The sequence below is a fragment of the Paenibacillus sp. Y951 genome (genome assembly GCF_056786395.1).
Window position 1 is genome coordinate 1 of the sequence record NZ_JBXCIY010000035.1, and the last position, 15803, is coordinate 15803.

Sequence of the window (15803 nt, forward strand, 5' to 3'; positions counted from 1 at the left end):
AGTCATTCGAAACTTTGTCACCAAACACACTAATTCCATCGAGACTAACTAACTCTAACTTAGAAGAATCTGAAACGCTTACAGGCGCTTGTTTTTCCTCACTTTTCATAGTTCCACATCCTGAAGTGATTAAAACAAAAATTAAAATTAAAGTAATTTTTCTCATCACAAAATCTCCCATTCTATATTTTTCCATATATAGTATGACGTTACTTTATAGGTATTAGTTGCGATTGGACTTACGTAGAAATTTAATATGATTGAACAAACTCAAATACCATATGACGTTGCGTTACGCAATATATTTAATGAGTTCTCCTGTGCTATACTAAAATTAACAATTTTCTCTATTAATTTTGGAGGTGTTAATTTGAAGTTCAAAATTACTCTCTTATTATGTGTATTACTTCTAACCGCATGTACGAACACCAATGCTCCATCTACTTCACCTACGCCAACTCCTACTGAATCCTCGTCTACTCTTCCAACTGTATCTGAAGAGCCTGTTGATGAAGTTGAGGAGCAAGAACCTGAGGAGAATATTCATTTATTCAGTCCCATTCCTGTATACAATGAATCAGAAGTTATCACAATAGAATTGGATAATCAACAACTGAATACAACGTTTTCTAAAGAGCGCGTCAGGCCATTTGGTTTTTATCTCCCTGATAGCATGGAAGTAATCCAATTTGAAGATGGTACGGAGTGGTCAATTATCGGTGAGTTTGGTACGATGAGCATTGATTTATACAATAATGATGTTGAAGAGTTCACTTTACAGAACGAAGACCTTATTCCTTATTATGAGTATGTAGCTTCTGAAACAAGTTACGATCATATGCGAGATTATTTTCTATTTGAACAAGATGAAAAGCAGTATCAAATTCGAGTTTCTTATTTCGAAAAAGAGAAGGAGAAATTTCTTCCTCTACTATTAAAAGTTATTGAAACGATAAGATACACAGGGGAAAGTTAAATGAATAATGAAGCACTCTTGAATGAGCTTAGAAATAATATTCAAACCCTTTATGACTGGACTTCGTTTCGTCTGTATGTGAACTAAAAGAGCTCTTCATTGGTCCGTGGCTAACCATATAAGCTCTTATACATTTTCGACTAACGATATAAGATCTTGTCCCGAGTAAAAGACAAGATCTTATATCGTTAAAATAAAAAAAACGCTGGGTGCGGATTGTTATCTATACAAGTTCTTGTCCTCCGACAATACTTCTCGGTTATTTCGATCTTGTATGAAACTCACCTTTTTACTGAAACCTCAATTGTTTCTCCAACATCCGTTATCTCCTTTGGAAGTCTTTCATCGTTTTCAGCTTTTCCCCAGAATGCTGTATGCTTTATTACACCAATCCTCCAGATATTTCCGGCTCGGCTCCTCAAGTCGTAATTTCCCTAATACAAGTAACAATTCTATATTTGTTAAATTATCCTGCCCGTTAGTCATGCATGCAGCGCAAGCGCCGCACCACAGATGATGAAAATAATGAACTTCTACTAACTGACCTACTTCTAAGTCCTCAAAAGACAAAAACTGTTTCTCCGTTTCATTTACCCACCGGAAGACTCGGGTATCTCTTTTTTTCGCAGCTAGTATGTTTACCTCGGTCTCTAGAGAATCTTCAAAGGATATATAGTAGTCTAGTTTCATACCTGCAATGATACTTTCGTCAGGTTTTGTACCATCAAGTTTTTCATTTTTAGTTAATCTGGTTTTCCACACTGAAACCGTATCATCTTCCATGTGTTTAACATCTTTATCTAATATAGTTTCGTACACAACAGACGGTGGAACAAGGGCTCCCTTTTTGCTCGGAGGTTGTGGGACAGTTGCATCCTGTTCTTTTTTTGAAGCTGCGAGTTCACTGTGACTATTAATCTCTTCGACTCCGGGGGATTGCCCTTTTGTGCCGGAAGTTCCTATATCTGCATTGTTATTTGACGTACAAACACTTAAATATAACACGACTATGATAACCAACATCTTTTTTAACACCCAAATTAACCCGCCCCTTTAGTTTGATAACAAATTTTTGATGCTCGTTAATATATTTATAAATATGTATTATTCCTAGTCAGCTTCTGCTTCCTGCTATAGCTACTCAACTTCTGTCGACTGTGTAGGCATCTCTACGTTTTTTAGAGAATTCTGCAAAATGCTCAGTGCTTCATTAGGTATGATAACATCCCCATTTGGTGAATAATGCTCTGGGAACGGCAGTGATAAAAATGAATCACCATTAAATACATCATAGTAATTCGTAATCATCGAATACATGTCTGAGTAATCCATATCTGTTTGCACATTGGCTGAAACAATATTTAATAGTTTAAGTACCTTAGTTATATTTTTCCAAGATATAATTTCATCGGCTAACGCTTTTACGACTTCCTGCTGTTGCTTGCCACGTTCAAAATCGCTAGCGAAATAGCGTGATCCACGGTCATCCTCTCGGAAACGGGCATACCCCAATGCATCCTCTCCGTTTAATATCTGTAGCCCTGGTTCTAGATAGAGGTTTGTTGGTTTGTATTTCATCGAACGCTTTATATCTATCTCTATACCACCGACCTCATCGACTAAGGATATTACCGTATTGAAATTGACTAACACCGTGTGATCGATTTCAACATCCAACAATTCCTCAACTTTATTACGAATATTGGCCATTGATCCACTCAGTACGGCTTTATCTAACTTATTCGATCCCAATTGAACGTTATTTCCCGTTAAAATCGATGGATCCTTCGCTGCTTTTTGCTGAGAAAGTGAATATCCTTCACTAAATAAGGAATTAATCTTGACAATCTTTCCACTTGTATTCTCGACCAACAAATCTCTTGGTATCGAAAGCAATTTAATAATCGACTCTTGGGGGATAATATGTAGCACCATAAGTGAATCAGTAAGTAGAGCATTATGATTTTCGCGAAAATCTAAGCCCATTACAAAAACATAGAAATCCTCATCTTCCTCTGATTGACCCGGACCAAGTACTGTATTGGTTTTCGGATCTATCTTAGAATCTATAATCGTATCTATTTCTGTATCTGGAATAATCATCTTATCTAAATTTGATTTAATTTGATAGGCAACAACGGTTGTAGAAACTATAATAACACTCATCACAACGAGCATTATCTGTATGATTAACTTTTTATTGCCCAAAACATTTCTTTTTTTTCTTACCTTTGTCATAATTGCGTCCTCTCTCTCAATAATTCTCAGCTCATCATCTTAATCAAAGACACATGCTCACTCTATCTCGCTCTAACGCATTCAAGGACTGTTTTGGAATTGGATCATTATCGGTCCGAATGAATGCTTTAAGGGTTTCGAAATCGATCTGACGTTGAACAGATATTTGCGTAAGATTGAGATAATGTCCTTCGCGCTGCAAGTTGTTCATTTATAGTGAGTCATTGGTGAATCGGTTTCACTACTATAAAGTTAAAATCAAAGTGCTCAAACATATTCATCATAAAAAACGGCTATAGCAGATTGCTCTTGTCGGTCGTAATCCTTAATTCAAATCAATTGCTTTGCCAGTAATAACACCGTATTCATCTCTGGAAAATTGAAGTGCCATGTAATTCCCTTCGCCCCCACTGATGCTAACGACATCGGATAAACCTGTTTGACCTTCCGCAAACAACATATCTGGGGATAGCTTAACGACCCGATCATTATACTCATAGTTGATTAGGCCATTATCATCATAAGTCACTTCTTTAATAGATTCGGGGATGACCGTTCCATCAGGTATTCTCTTCTTCAACTGTTCAATTTTTTTTACCAATTCAGCTTCCTCATTATCATTTGTTGTGTTGGCTGTTGGTTCTTTCAACTCCTGCAAATAAGCCTTAGCCTTGACAGGGTCTGCTTTGGATTTGTCCAGCGGAAGATCGAATACAACCGAGATTCCTTTAGTATCCGCTTTAGGGCTTATTACACCTGTCTCTTCGTTATAAGTAAACGTTTGGTTGTTAATGAAATTGTCACTACTGACAGCTAAATATACTCCTCTATCGGAAAATATCTCCACTCCATCGCATTCGATCAATCTGTACATAATTCCGTCTCGTACAATCTCGCTGTAATTGCCACTCATGCTCCAGATGTTTACCTGCCACGGATTCTGACCTTTAATGAGAGGCGAAACTAAGACCTGATCAATCCCGTATTCTGGGTCGCTTGTATCCGGCATTGGGCTGCCATCCACTCTAGCGATGGATACAACAGCATACGTTCTGTCGGGATTGACATCCTGAGCAGACCCGCCGAATTCGCTCAGTCCTGTCCCGGAGACGATGCCATGCAATGTAATGTTATAGTCGCCTGAAGCGATCGTTTGATTGATTTCGATGGCATCTTTGCTTTCAAAAGCCTCGGCTAAACTTCGATCTCCAAGATGTTCAGCAATCTCCTTGGGGCTGAAAAACTGCGTGACCGCGAAAGCCGTTATGGACATGACAAGTGTGAATATGGCAACCAACAACCCAATGGAAACCCGCTTTCTATTACCACGTTTTATTCGAGTTTTCTCCTTAAACCGATTTATAATAAGTTGATTCAATTCCTCCTCTGGTTCATTGCCCGAAGTAAGGGCTTGCTTGAGCAGACGGTCCCACTTTTCGGAATCACTCATAGGGTTTCAACCTCCAATATCTTTTTCAAAGCCTTCCGTGCCTTGAAAAGTCTGCTTTTGACTGTGCCCGGTGGAATCTTCAATGCTAGCGAAATCTCATCTACAGACATTTCTGCGGTATAATACATTAGTATTGGAATTTTCAGCTTATCATCCAGCTTGTCTGTAGCAGCTTGAATCATGCTACGGAGCTCATTGGACAATAAAGCTTTCTCAGGCGTTGTTTCTTCATCCGTACAACAAACCTTGTCCACAGCCTCATTAAGCCCATCTGTGGGCGCAATCTTCTGCCTCCAAGCAAATTTCCGGCGTTTGTTTTGGCATAATCGGATGGCAATAGAGATGAGAAACCCCTTTGGATTTTGATTCATATCCATTTTATGACGAACTTCCATCGCTTTAAGAAAAGTTTCTTGATAGAGATCATCCGTATCCGCCTTATTTCCCGCAAGCCTATAGCAGAAGCCGTATATCGCTTTACCATGCTGCTTTACTAGATCACTCAACTCTTCAATATCCAAGTAGCTACTCCTCTCCGAATGGCCATTCATCTATATATTGTAATAACATTGTAATTGGTTCACTAGATTATAGCATTTTATCTAGATTAGGATTAAATCCATACAAAACCCATCTAATTACATAAGTAGCAGGAGTATAATCAATCAGATCCGCCCGCCTCATTTCCTTCTTTATTAATTAATTTAAATGTTCGGTGAAAATAAAGTAATAGACTGGAGTCGTTGATTTAACGCGGTTTTTGAATATTGAAGAATCATCAGCTTTTTAGAAATAAGTTTTAGACTAATCCATTAAGAGAAACAGCGGCGAACCAAGACTTGAAAAATATAGTCTTAGACTGCCGCTGTTGTCATTCAACTAACGTTCCATGTTAGTTGAATTTTCTCTATATTTATTTTCTTGAATGTCTAATAATCTCACTTGCCACTTGTTGAGGCGGATGCGATAACATGGTATAGCCGTCGGATTTTACAGTCACTCTTTCGCCTATAGCAAAATCATTATAAAATTCAACATCCTTCACATGATACGCAGTTACATCTTCCGTGTCGTCATTATGTAAATAATCAGAAAGAGATTTACTTTTTGCTTCTTTCTCTGAGATGTTATGTACGACCATGATTGTATGAATGTCCTCCGTAATAAATTCCTTCCCCAAAATATAATCGCTCTTTTGCGATTCAGAACTACATCCAGCTATCAAGCTAAAGACAGCGATTAGCAACACATAACGAAATGTTACGCAATACTATATAATTAATGCAACAATGTTTTAATGAGATTCGTTATTAATTTTAAAGGAGGTAAATTATGAAATTCCGAAAATTTCTAATTGTAATATTTATTAGTATCTCGATCTCAGCTTGCTCTACAATAAATCATGAGGATAATCCTAAGAACTCGCCTGTTGTGGGATATAATGCGGATCATAATAATGAATTACCTACTTCACGTTCAGCAACCAATAACTTAAAAGACCTAAATTCAAATGAAACAAATGTAAAAGTAACAACAGAGGAAACAGATAGTCAATTACAAGAAAAACAAAAAAGACATGGGGAGTTAGATCTTAATAATATTCAAATTGTAGGTGTAGAAGGAGACCTGCTTAAAACTATACTCTCGCTGTTTGAATCTATGGGAGAAAATGATGATCAAGAACGATTAGCATTTGTTTATGATCCTGCATTTGACGAATTAAAAGATAGAGGACCCTACATATTAGCCGTGACTAAGTTAGAACGAGATGAAACACGCGTAACGGCTGTAACAGAAGAATATAGTCTTAATGAGATTGCGGATGAAGTTGCGATTGTAAAAATTTCAATTAAATCATTGGATAGTAATTTAGAAGAAACCATTGGAACAGGTGACTATATTTTTATTCACGTTGATCAACAGTGGAAACTTTACCGGATCCAATAATGTTATTACTCAGTTGTAAAAATCATAAGATACACGTAAAACTTTAAAAAGGACTGAACAGAAAAAAATATCAAATCAATTTTGGGAGTCTGCTTTTCCTAGAGTATAACTTTGGGTAAAGTTCCCCCTAAAATTACACATGGTTATTTCATTAGGCAACTAGTTGGGTATACATTCGGTATTTTACTGGACTTAAACCCAACTTAGTTGCCTTAATACGTTTGTGTTTATAGATGCGAGCAAAGAGAAGTCAACGGGATTAAACGTATGACCGTCCGACCAGCCAAGCTAAGCATACGAAATCCGTTGTAGTAGGAAATAATCGCGTGATCTATAAACCTAGATAGCAACTCGAATTTTTCACTGCGATTTTGCTCGAACGTGGAGTCATCGATTACAAATACAGATGTTCGATCTTTCGAAGTAAATGCCTGAACTTTTTCAATCGTAGAGGAGCTTAGCGATGATAAAAACCGACGCCTTGCGTAGTCACCGTGGTTGAGAAAGCGATAAACATGCCTGGTAATCCTTCATTCTTCTCGCTTTCCAGCAAGCTGAACCAGATATTGTGGTGAAATAAGGGTACAAATACGAGTTGAAATAAATACGAACAGGTATATCCAAACTTCTAAAAACCTGCAGTTCTCAAGCTATTATAAAATGTTTATTTCAAAAGCCTCGTAGATATTTCCACCAAATGTTGAACTCTTAAACTTTTTCCTTCTATTTTATTTCGATAATCAAGTTTATCTACGTTTTGAGAAACATAAGTGGTATAGACTTCTAATTGATCATTCCATTCATCGTTCGACCTATCCAATGTACTGTTAAATAATGATTAACCAACAACCCTTGAAAAATAAGGGCTATTGATTTGAAACCAAGCCAAATAATGTTGCAGATACTTTGTCGCTACACCATTAAAGCGATTTATCCATCGTTTCAGTCGGCTATGATAGTTGTTTAAATTCTGAATGTGGTAAATGCCCGCCAATTGCTTTATCCAATTTAAATGTGTCTATTGTCATGAATTGTAGTCTTTTAAATTGTTTTTTAACATGGTTTAATCAAGTGGTTTGATTCTCTTTTAACATTGTGTCTTATTCACGTATGAAGTAATTCAAGTCTTTCAACTCATAATAAGCATCACTAAGCCATGGATGAATAACTCTAAGGTTATCTCTCTGTTTCCACAAAAAATTAATATATTCAAATGCTGCATGATTCAAAGAATGATCTAGTTGTTGCGTAATCTGATGTAAATATGGTGGTTCACCAGTTTGATCCCATTCAATCTTATCTGCAACAAACAAAACCTTGTCTAATAAAGTCGAATTCTTCTTTAACGTCGTATGACAGCCAACTGCACCAAGAATTTCCTCATCTTTAACATTAAATAAATCTTTAGCCATTTCTTTCGATATCTTCTGATGAATTATCATTGGAAAAGTCTCTTCTTCAGGCAATACTTCAATACCTAGATCATGAGAGACTTGAATTCTTACGTTGTTAGAATAAACCGCACTTATATCATGTAAATATCCAGCGATTTCAGCTGAGTCCTTATTAGCATTATATCTTTCAGCTATCATTCTTGCTTTTTTCCCTACACTGACACTATGTTCCGCAGTTTTGGGGCAACTATTGTTCACTAAAAAGTTATATATGTCATCTCTGAGATTTCCCGACAATTTTTTATAATAAGGTCATTATATACTGATTTCATGAACTCCTCCCTAATAACGTATTTACCATACCGTAAGAATTTCCGATAACGTTCAGGTATTCACGAACTTGCGCAGCAAGTTGTCACACGAATTTACTACTCTGTCATAAGAATCATAGTGACCAAGGCGCAGCCGCTGCTTAAATACTGTATTATAGGATGTCAGCGTCTACTTGAAATACTTTCACATTGTAACTATCGTTACTCGTTAGTTAAGATCCTTCATGGAACACTCGAACACATGAAAACAGGTTCCCTCCCCATAACCATCCTTCACTTCATGCAAATGAATATTTTGAAAACCATTTGTTTTAAGTATATTTTCAAACTCTTTAATATCATAAAGACGAAGAGGAAAATCCATAATCTCTGTTTTTTCGATTTTGTTCTCTTTAACTAACTGATACTTCAACTTCGTGACGAGTACGGATTGATCTTTGTGATATTGTACTCTTTTGTATATAACAATCAACTCATTGTTAATATATTTTTTTTCCGATACAATCCATTCTGAAATCTCTTCAATATCATTACTCTTTAACATTATAGTCAATAGAAGCCTCCCATGAACCTTCAGGACGGATTTCATATTGGCTAGGCTTTTATTAACTAGTTCACTTGGCAAAAGTGAGAAAGATCCAAACGGAATAATAATCAAATCGTATTTATTGTAGCTAACGAAATCTTCGATCTTTTGATAATACACATGAGGCTTCAAATTTAATCTATCGCTTTTCTCTCTACACACCTTAAGCATATCTTCTGATATATCGAATCCTTCAATTTTTATTTCATGTTGCATAAAGGGTATCAGCATTCTTCCATTTCCACACATTGGCTCAAGTACTCTAATATCTTTTTTGTCAGCAAAAGAAAGGTAAAAATCAAGTTCCTTACCTTCTGCTAATGATTTATCACTTTCATACATTTTCGTGCAAAGTTCTCCATAGTAGCTTATCACTGGTTATCCTCCTTGATATTTTTATTAAGTCCAACTTTACATACCCTCTATGAATATTTTTATTAACATTTCCGTTTTTATGCTGGTTTCATATAACGTTCTTGTATTCATGAACTTCCGGAGGAAGTTGTCACTGAATTTACTCCTCTGCGAAAAGCATCACAATGACCAAGGCGGAGCCGTCGCGTGAATACGGTGTTATCGGATGTTGCCACTTCATTGATTTAACTTATATTACCAAGTTTTTTATGTCTTCCAATTCAATTACTTTTTCTTGATATCTTTTAATCTTCAACTCAAATTCACTTCTATTTTTTTCAAAATCATTCGTCCACTTATACATCATCTTTAACATAGTAATATCAGGTTTATAATGAGACTTTTCTATTCCTATTTTTTGTTTAATAAATCTAGTGAAAATCCTAATTTTTTGCTTCCACAATGGAGGATCAACAAATATAATTACTTCTGCCATATCATACAAGCATTTGTACGACTCCCTATCTGTGCCTTCAAATATCCATGAACCTTTTTTATCAATTTCCTTAATAACTTCAACCTGTTCTTCTGCAGAACGTTTTTTCCTACCTTCTTTTGTATCGTTATGGACAATACAATCAAGTTCATACCAGGATATGTTTAAGCTTTTAGATAATTGTTTTGCCTATGTTGTTTTCCCACTTGCAACGATTCCAATAATAAAGATTTTCTTCATTGAATACTCACCTACAATAATTGTTTGTTGGCAATTTCCGATAACGTTCATATCTTCACGACGGACGCCCACCTTAGATAGCTCTTATCTTAGCTGGGCGTCTATGTTGGTGAGCTACTTCTTCGTTATCTATCATCTTCAACCAAGGGCGAACGCCCGCAGCGTGAATATGGTGTTATGCGATGCCGTGTCTTCATTGTGATACTGAATATCTCTATTCCAATTTTTTTTTAAGCTTTCATCAGATAGAATAAATAGTATAGACAAGTCATTTATGGATTTAATCTCTACTATTTTTTCATTTATTGGATTATTCTCTGTTCCAGTTACATGGATTTTACCTCTGTTACTTTGATCAGTTGGTTCGTAAATAAATGAAATCTCATAATCGGAATAACCCTTTCGATATACATAAGAATACATATAGTCTTTACCTTCGCTACCATCTTGAAAAGTAAAATATTGTCCTTCTACTCCTGTCAAAATAGCATTATCTAACCATTTTTTTACTTTATCAGATTGTTCTGACCCTACTTCGTACAACTTATATTCGATTATTGCATTCATACTATCTTCTAAATTCACTTTTTCCTCTGTTGAGCATCCCGAAAACATTAAGCCAAATAACATAATAAAAATTAGAATATTAGTTCTCATACAACCTCCATTTAAGTTTTTAGGTTTATATATGTCTTTATAGAGTTTCGCATAACGTTCGTGTATTCACGACATCCCATCGACTAACTTCTGCCGGACCGAGGGCCGAATGGCCCGAAGCGTGAATATGGTGTTATGTGAAGTCTTCCGCTCCTAGATTAGCCCAAATAAAAGATCTGAATTCTCAATAAAATTTTTCTTCTCTATAATTTCGTTCTCTCTATTAGTAATAAATTGAATGTATCTTTTCACATATTCTATCAGTTTCTCTCTATCTTCAATTAAGACCTCGAAATATGTATTGTCCATTATTTCAATATACTTAGGCTCAATCTCATCAATTGAACGTTTTCCAGTTTAACCCAGAAATAAAATTGATTTATCTCGTACTTCATCTACTAACTTTATTGAAAGTGTCAGCCAATATAACTCCATAATATGACCCTTACTATTCAAAATATATGGAACTAATAATAGATCTTCGGCCTTCCCATATTCATCAATAATGTCTGGGATAAATTTCACTTGATTAAATGAAAAGTATTTGCCTTCATGAATACTTTCTTTGGAATAAAAACTCATCCGATTAAGAATGAAGTTATCTAAATTCATTTTCTCCACTTCCTGTTTATTGGTTTTATTCGATCTTGGAAGATTTCACATAACGTTTTGTATTGACGACGTCCTGGCCCCTTAGAGTCGCTGCTTATAGTTGTGAGGCTTGCCGAACACCTAATGCAGTGACGTCCCGACGGGCTTAGGGGGCTGGATGTGGTCACTCGCTTCTCAGAGTGACCCGGAGCGTCAATATGGTGTTAGCCGAAGGAAGTTCTGGAAGCAGCCATTGAATTTAAGGCGTTCTCAAAAAAGCTATATACTTCATCTGCAATTCCCAGAAACTCTTCAACAAGTACATTACTATCCAAGTAACAAGCATACAGATAATCAACTAAAGCGGAGTCAATCACGCAATGGTTTAATATGGCATTTTTCATCTTAATAATGTCATCTTGCCATACACCTGTATCTTCTAAAACCAAAGAGTATAATGCACGAATTAATCTCTTAGAATAACCTTTAATATATCTAGTTTTCATTGTGTTATCACTAGCATTAGAAAGTAAACTATGTATACGATCTACTTCCTCCTTGGTCTCTGTATTTAAGTCTAAAATGAACTCTGGAGAAATAATTATCGGTGGTACTTTTTCACCAACGTCATGACCATATATACAAACACAAATTATCTTAACCCAAAAACCCCACTCATTCGGTTTACTTAATACATCGTCAATCGAGCAAATTATCGTATCAATCTTAGTTACTACTGGATATTCTTCCAAAAGGCTGTCTTTAATATTTGACAATCTTTCGTAATCAATATCTTTGGGATTTACACATACAATAGTAAAGTCTGCATCTGACTTAAAAGGTTTAGCAGTTCCTTTTGGAATCGAGCCACACATATAAATGCTATGAATCTTACCTTTAAATTCGGTAAGTATATTATCTATATACTTATCAACAAAATCCTTATATTCACTTTGTATTACAATTCTATTTATAACTTTTTCTAATATCATATAGACTCCTCCTAAACTAAGAACTTTTTTCGGCTAACGTTTGGCATTCCTGACGTTGATTTCCCTTAGATAGCTCTTATCTTAGGGAATTCAATGTGTCGCTTGAATCCTTCTTCCTCGAAATGCCTCCGGCGACCAAGGGGCGAATGCCCCGCAGTAGGAATGTGATGTTAGATGATGTCCCCGGCTTCAATGAATTTCAAGCCGAGGATCTTATATATATTTTGGTTGTCCTAGCCACACTTCTGTATCGTACATTACTGTAATTACACCATCTCTTGCCAAATCATTGAATCGTTGTTTATGTGCTTCTTGAAATGTTACGAACCATTCCTCTCTCTCATCCGGTGATTCCATGCTAGAGATAACTGCCCCCCAATATTCATCCCATGTCTCATTATGCTCTTGTTTAAACAAATATCTATTTGGTGTTGAGTCTCCAAAGAAATATTGAACTGGTTTTATGTGCCTAGACTCAGTCAATCGCTTAACATATTGTTCATCGTTACATACTCGCAATGTATTCCTGAAAAAATTTGAGTCATCATAATATGAAAAAACAGCTAACATTCCATTAGGTTTAAGTATCCTTTTAAATTCTTTAATTGTACTTTCTGGTTGAAATCTATGATAAGCATTGGCTGCTACAACTAGATCTATAGAATGTGCAAGCAGATTTGTATTCTCAGCTAATCCATCTTGGAATTCTACATCCTCTCTTTCCCCAATCAGTTCCTTTGCAAGTTCACGCATTTCAAAATCAGGTTCTATTACAAATACCTTCTTTACATTACCAACAAAATGTTTTGTCAAAAGTCCAGTTCCTGCACCAATATCGGCAACTACACCTTGACTTACATTCGCTATATCAATAACATATTTACTCGCTTCTGTTGAAAAGGGTAATCGATACTTAGCATATTGCATGGCTTTATCACGAGTCATTCTATTCATTATTTAAGCTCCTTTGTATGGACTTAATATTATAGATTTCATGATTTACGGGGATTTCACCTAACGTTTTTGTATTAACGAATCTGCGCATAGCAGGTTGTCACGTGAATCCATTTCCCTGCCAAATGCAACGCCAGTGACCAAGGAGCGCATGCGACGATGCGTTAATGCTGTGTTATGTGAAGTTCCTGACTTCTTGTAATTACTTTCAGTAACAATCCCTTATGCATTTAAATCTTTCTACTCCAGGATATTTCTCTCCTAAACTTGTTATATTGAATCCGATCTTTTTATAAAAATTCACTGCATTCTTGTCTGTTTCCACTTCTATTCTTTTTATATGATTTTCTTCTATAAATTCATTGATCATTTTTTTTCCTAGTCCTTGTCTTCTATTGCTTGATTTGACTGCTATATGTTTTAATTCAACTTCGCACTCTGATAACCAAATAACTCCGATAATTCCGACTAATTCATCGTTTTCAATTCTTCCTAATAATATTCTTGTTTGATCATTCTTATATCGTTTGTATTCCTGTTTTACTCGTTTTTCATCTGGATACATACATTCAGCTAATAAATTTATTATTTCCTCTTGATCTTTATAGTCCTTTAAATCGATCATTACATTCACTTCACCTTTTCCCATTCTTTCATATCTATCGGGAATTTCACATAACGTTCTTGTATTCACGAACTTCCGCAGGAAGTTGTCAGACAGTGATAACTTCCTGAATTTCCTCTGCTGACCAAGGCGAAGCCGCTGCGTGAATACTGTGTTAGCTGATGTTTACGCCTTCTCGAATTAACCTTCAATTATTTTAGTTATTCCTCTTAAATTATCACAATTCCTCCCCGCTCTAGTATCAATGTTTCTTACTAATATTGCGTTAATCCCAGCTGCTTCTGCACCAAAATAATCTGCATCAATATTATCACCAATCATCCAAATCCTACTTGGATTACCACATAACTCTAATGCATATTCATATATTTTTTGATTCGGTTTTTCATACCCAAAATAAGCTGAATTAATTAGTTCTTCAATTTTATCAATTAGTCCTAAGTGCGAAATGATGTCAATTAGTTCCGGTATATGGTTTGAAACTATTACATGCGTCCAACCAAGATTAGTTAAATTATTTAATGCCTCGATAGTATCTTCGAACAAATACCAGTGATCTAGATTTAAAAACTTTAATTTTGCTAAGTGAGCTAGTTCTATTGCTTGATAATCACCAATACCAAAATGAACATATCCTTGATAAAATTTAGATAATATTGGCTTCCACCAATCATCTGAAGAAGTAATTTGAGTATGTGGTATTTCTGGAGTATCCCAAGGAAATCCAGAAATTAAAAAAGGTCTAAAATCCGGAGCAGTTAATGTAGTTTCAGAATCATATTCTTTTAAGGCTTCTATCATTGACGCCCCCCACATTCCATCTTTACGATATCCAAGTGTACCGTCAAAGTCCCATAGAATTACGTTATCTAGCATCTTTGAATCTCCTATTATAAGTTTTTTTAATCTTGCGCCTATTTCAGCTAACGTTCAGGTATTCACGAACTTGCGCAGCAAGTTGTCACTGAATCTACTTCTTCCGCCAATAACATCAAAGTGACCAAGGCGCAGCTGACGCGTAAATACTGTGTTAGCTGATGCCCCTGCCTTCGATGAAAAACTATTCAAAAATAAATTTTAATACTTCAGTTGTATATTTTTGAGGTTCTTCAAGCCTTGGAAAATGAGCGCTTCGCTCAAAATTTATAATTCTACCAATCTGTATGTTTTCCAAATATTCCTTTTGTTGCTCAATGCAGCAAACAGGGTCGTATGTTCCAGTTAATAGAATTGTTGGTTGTGATATTTCTGACAACCTAGGAATCAGATTTTCAAAAAACTTTCCTTCATCTTGCAATTTTTGATTATGTATTATGTTTTTATCCCACACATCATTTGAGCTTATCTGTTTTTCTATAAGTTCGTTATATAGTTGCGGTGTAATGCCATGAAAATATAAAAGATCTTTATCTTCACCTAGAGCTTGAAAAACTTCTCCTAATGCATTCCACATTACCTTCGTACTATTGTTACCATATAAAAAGTAATCACATATATCAATTCCTTGCGACAGTTGATATTTAATACAATGTATCTTAGCCATTGATATTATTGATGTCGTTGCTTTCAAAACATCAAAACAAGGTGTTTCAAATACAATCTTCTTAATTGAATACGGATAGTCAAGCGCATACCTAACAGCTAAATATCCACCAAAAGAATGCCCTAATTAGATAAAGCTTTAGCCTGAAAAAGGCAAAAATCTACGCAACTTGCTCCAGGCCCGCCATGCAAATAAAGTAATACTTCTTTGCACTCAGGATTATAATCTTCAACATAAATTTGGGTTCCACGAATTGAGATTAATGATGAATTCATATGTCCTCCGATCTGCAGGGATTTCAGCTAACGTTCTTGTATTCACGAACTTGCGTAGCAAGTTGTCACTGAATCTGCTACTTCTGCCAATAACATCAAAGTGACCAAGGCGCAGCCGCTGCTTGAATACTGTGTTATCCGATTGACTTGCCT

General features: G+C 35.7%; 19 protein-coding genes and 3 pseudogenes. 2 read left to right on the forward strand and 20 right to left on the reverse strand.

The genetic code is table 11. The annotated features are described in order from the left end of the window. Window positions 1-370 precede the first annotated feature (370 nt). On the forward strand, window positions 371-976 hold the full coding sequence (locus AC1TPB_RS24080; RefSeq protein ID WP_482078809.1) for a hypothetical protein: 606 nt from the start codon (window positions 371-373) through the stop codon (window positions 974-976). Between the two features lie 351 nt (window positions 977-1327). Here the strand turns inward: AC1TPB_RS24080 and AC1TPB_RS24085 are convergent, their stop codons facing one another. From AC1TPB_RS24085 to AC1TPB_RS24110, 6 genes are all read right to left on the reverse strand, one after another. After that, on the reverse strand, window positions 1328-1999 hold the full coding sequence (locus tag AC1TPB_RS24085) for a hypothetical protein (RefSeq protein WP_482078810.1): 672 nt from the start codon (window positions 1997-1999) through the stop codon (window positions 1328-1330). 114 nt (window positions 2000-2113) lie between these two features. Further along, window positions 2114-3214, reverse strand: coding sequence for an LCP family protein (locus AC1TPB_RS24090; RefSeq protein WP_482078811.1), 1101 nt, complete (start codon window positions 3212-3214; stop codon window positions 2114-2116). 43 nt (window positions 3215-3257) lie between these two features. Beyond that, a complete protein-coding gene (locus AC1TPB_RS24095) occupies window positions 3258-3425 on the reverse strand; it encodes a hypothetical protein (protein ID WP_482078812.1) in 168 nt (55 codons plus the stop codon). Window positions 3426-3539: 114 nt separating this feature from the next. After that, window positions 3540-4487: a hypothetical protein gene (locus tag AC1TPB_RS24100; protein WP_482078813.1), complete on the reverse strand. Its 948-nt coding sequence runs from the start codon at window positions 4485-4487 to the stop codon at window positions 3540-3542. Between the two features lie 173 nt (window positions 4488-4660). Beyond that, window positions 4661-5185 carry an RNA polymerase sigma factor gene (locus AC1TPB_RS24105; protein WP_482078814.1) on the reverse strand — a complete coding sequence of 175 codons (525 nt, stop codon included), beginning with the start codon at window positions 5183-5185 and terminating at the stop codon, window positions 4661-4663. Window positions 5186-5577: 392 nt separating this feature from the next. Beyond that, window positions 5578-5844 (reverse strand): DUF3221 domain-containing protein, encoded by a 267-nt coding sequence (locus tag AC1TPB_RS24110; protein WP_482078815.1) that lies wholly within the window; start codon window positions 5842-5844, stop codon window positions 5578-5580. Between the two features lie 152 nt (window positions 5845-5996). On the opposite strand from AC1TPB_RS24110, the gene AC1TPB_RS24115 reads away from it, so the two are divergent. Then, the gene (locus tag AC1TPB_RS24115; protein WP_482078816.1) at window positions 5997-6611 is read left to right on the forward strand and encodes a hypothetical protein; all 615 of its coding nucleotides are present in this window, start codon (window positions 5997-5999) and stop codon (window positions 6609-6611) included. Between the two features lie 231 nt (window positions 6612-6842). On the opposite strand, the pseudogene AC1TPB_RS24120 reads toward AC1TPB_RS24115, so the two are convergent. From AC1TPB_RS24120 to AC1TPB_RS24185, 14 genes and pseudogenes are all read right to left on the reverse strand, one after another. Further along, a pseudogene (locus AC1TPB_RS24120) lies at window positions 6843-7239 on the reverse strand (transposase); the annotation flags it as partial. Between the two features lie 243 nt (window positions 7240-7482). Next, a pseudogene (locus AC1TPB_RS24125) lies at window positions 7483-7599 on the reverse strand (IS1595 family transposase); the annotation flags it as partial. A gap of 112 nt (window positions 7600-7711) precedes the next feature. Then, window positions 7712-8302, reverse strand: coding sequence for an HD domain-containing protein (locus AC1TPB_RS24130; RefSeq protein ID WP_482078817.1), 591 nt, complete (start codon window positions 8300-8302; stop codon window positions 7712-7714). Between the two features lie 243 nt (window positions 8303-8545). After that, the gene (locus AC1TPB_RS24135; RefSeq protein ID WP_482078818.1) at window positions 8546-9298 is read right to left on the reverse strand and encodes a class I SAM-dependent methyltransferase; all 753 of its coding nucleotides are present in this window, start codon (window positions 9296-9298) and stop codon (window positions 8546-8548) included. A gap of 229 nt (window positions 9299-9527) precedes the next feature. Beyond that, the gene (locus AC1TPB_RS24140) at window positions 9528-9773 is read right to left on the reverse strand and encodes a hypothetical protein (RefSeq protein ID WP_482078819.1); all 246 of its coding nucleotides are present in this window, start codon (window positions 9771-9773) and stop codon (window positions 9528-9530) included. Window positions 9774-9962: 189 nt separating this feature from the next. Continuing rightward, window positions 9963-10085 carry a hypothetical protein gene (locus tag AC1TPB_RS24145; RefSeq protein ID WP_482078820.1) on the reverse strand — a complete coding sequence of 41 codons (123 nt, stop codon included), beginning with the start codon at window positions 10083-10085 and terminating at the stop codon, window positions 9963-9965. A 66-nt stretch (window positions 10086-10151) separates the two neighbouring features. Next, complete coding sequence (locus tag AC1TPB_RS24150) at window positions 10152-10670, reverse strand: hypothetical protein (protein WP_482078821.1); 519 nt, start codon at window positions 10668-10670, stop codon at window positions 10152-10154. Window positions 10671-11027: 357 nt separating this feature from the next. Next, window positions 11028-11282, reverse strand: coding sequence for a hypothetical protein (locus tag AC1TPB_RS24155; RefSeq protein ID WP_482078822.1), 255 nt, complete (start codon window positions 11280-11282; stop codon window positions 11028-11030). Between the two features lie 203 nt (window positions 11283-11485). Then, complete coding sequence (locus AC1TPB_RS24160) at window positions 11486-12253, reverse strand: nucleotidyltransferase domain-containing protein (RefSeq protein ID WP_482078823.1); 768 nt, start codon at window positions 12251-12253, stop codon at window positions 11486-11488. A gap of 213 nt (window positions 12254-12466) precedes the next feature. Beyond that, window positions 12467-13207, reverse strand: coding sequence for a class I SAM-dependent methyltransferase (locus AC1TPB_RS24165; RefSeq protein ID WP_482078824.1), 741 nt, complete (start codon window positions 13205-13207; stop codon window positions 12467-12469). Between the two features lie 208 nt (window positions 13208-13415). Beyond that, on the reverse strand, window positions 13416-13901 hold the full coding sequence (locus AC1TPB_RS24170) for a GNAT family N-acetyltransferase (protein ID WP_482078825.1): 486 nt from the start codon (window positions 13899-13901) through the stop codon (window positions 13416-13418). A gap of 111 nt (window positions 13902-14012) precedes the next feature. Further along, complete coding sequence (locus AC1TPB_RS24175) at window positions 14013-14708, reverse strand: HAD family hydrolase (protein ID WP_482078826.1); 696 nt, start codon at window positions 14706-14708, stop codon at window positions 14013-14015. A gap of 184 nt (window positions 14709-14892) precedes the next feature. Beyond that, a pseudogene (locus AC1TPB_RS24180) lies at window positions 14893-15489 on the reverse strand (alpha/beta fold hydrolase); the annotation flags it as partial. 114 nt (window positions 15490-15603) lie between these two features. After that, on the reverse strand, window positions 15604-15803 hold a 200-nt coding region (locus AC1TPB_RS24185), incomplete at its 5' end, for a hypothetical protein (protein WP_482078827.1).

Excerpts from the sequence above, each read along its gene's own strand:
- AC1TPB_RS24085 (WP_482078810.1), bottom strand. The coding sequence starts at position 1,999 with ATGTTGGTTATCATAGTCGTGTTATATTTAAGTGTTTGTACGTCAAAT.
- AC1TPB_RS24090 (WP_482078811.1), bottom strand. The coding sequence starts at position 3,214 with ATGACAAAGGTAAGAAAAAAAAGAAATGTTTTGGGCAATAAAAAGTTA.
- AC1TPB_RS24095 (WP_482078812.1), bottom strand. The coding sequence starts at position 3,425 with ATGAACAACTTGCAGCGCGAAGGACATTATCTCAATCTTACGCAAATA.
- AC1TPB_RS24100 (WP_482078813.1), bottom strand. The coding sequence starts at position 4,487 with ATGTCCATAACGGCTTTCGCGGTCACGCAGTTTTTCAGCCCCAAGGAG.
- AC1TPB_RS24115 (WP_482078816.1), top strand. The coding sequence starts at position 5,997 with ATGAAATTCCGAAAATTTCTAATTGTAATATTTATTAGTATCTCGATC.
- AC1TPB_RS24140 (WP_482078819.1), bottom strand. The coding sequence starts at position 9,773 with ATGGCAGAAGTAATTATATTTGTTGATCCTCCATTGTGGAAGCAAAAA.
- AC1TPB_RS24150 (WP_482078821.1), bottom strand. The coding sequence starts at position 10,670 with ATGAGAACTAATATTCTAATTTTTATTATGTTATTTGGCTTAATGTTT.
- AC1TPB_RS24155 (WP_482078822.1), bottom strand. The coding sequence starts at position 11,282 with ATGAATTTAGATAACTTCATTCTTAATCGGATGAGTTTTTATTCCAAA.
- AC1TPB_RS24160 (WP_482078823.1), bottom strand. The coding sequence starts at position 12,253 with ATGATATTAGAAAAAGTTATAAATAGAATTGTAATACAAAGTGAATAT.
- AC1TPB_RS24165 (WP_482078824.1), bottom strand. The coding sequence starts at position 13,207 with ATGAATAGAATGACTCGTGATAAAGCCATGCAATATGCTAAGTATCGA.
- AC1TPB_RS24175 (WP_482078826.1), bottom strand. The coding sequence starts at position 14,708 with ATGCTAGATAACGTAATTCTATGGGACTTTGACGGTACACTTGGATAT.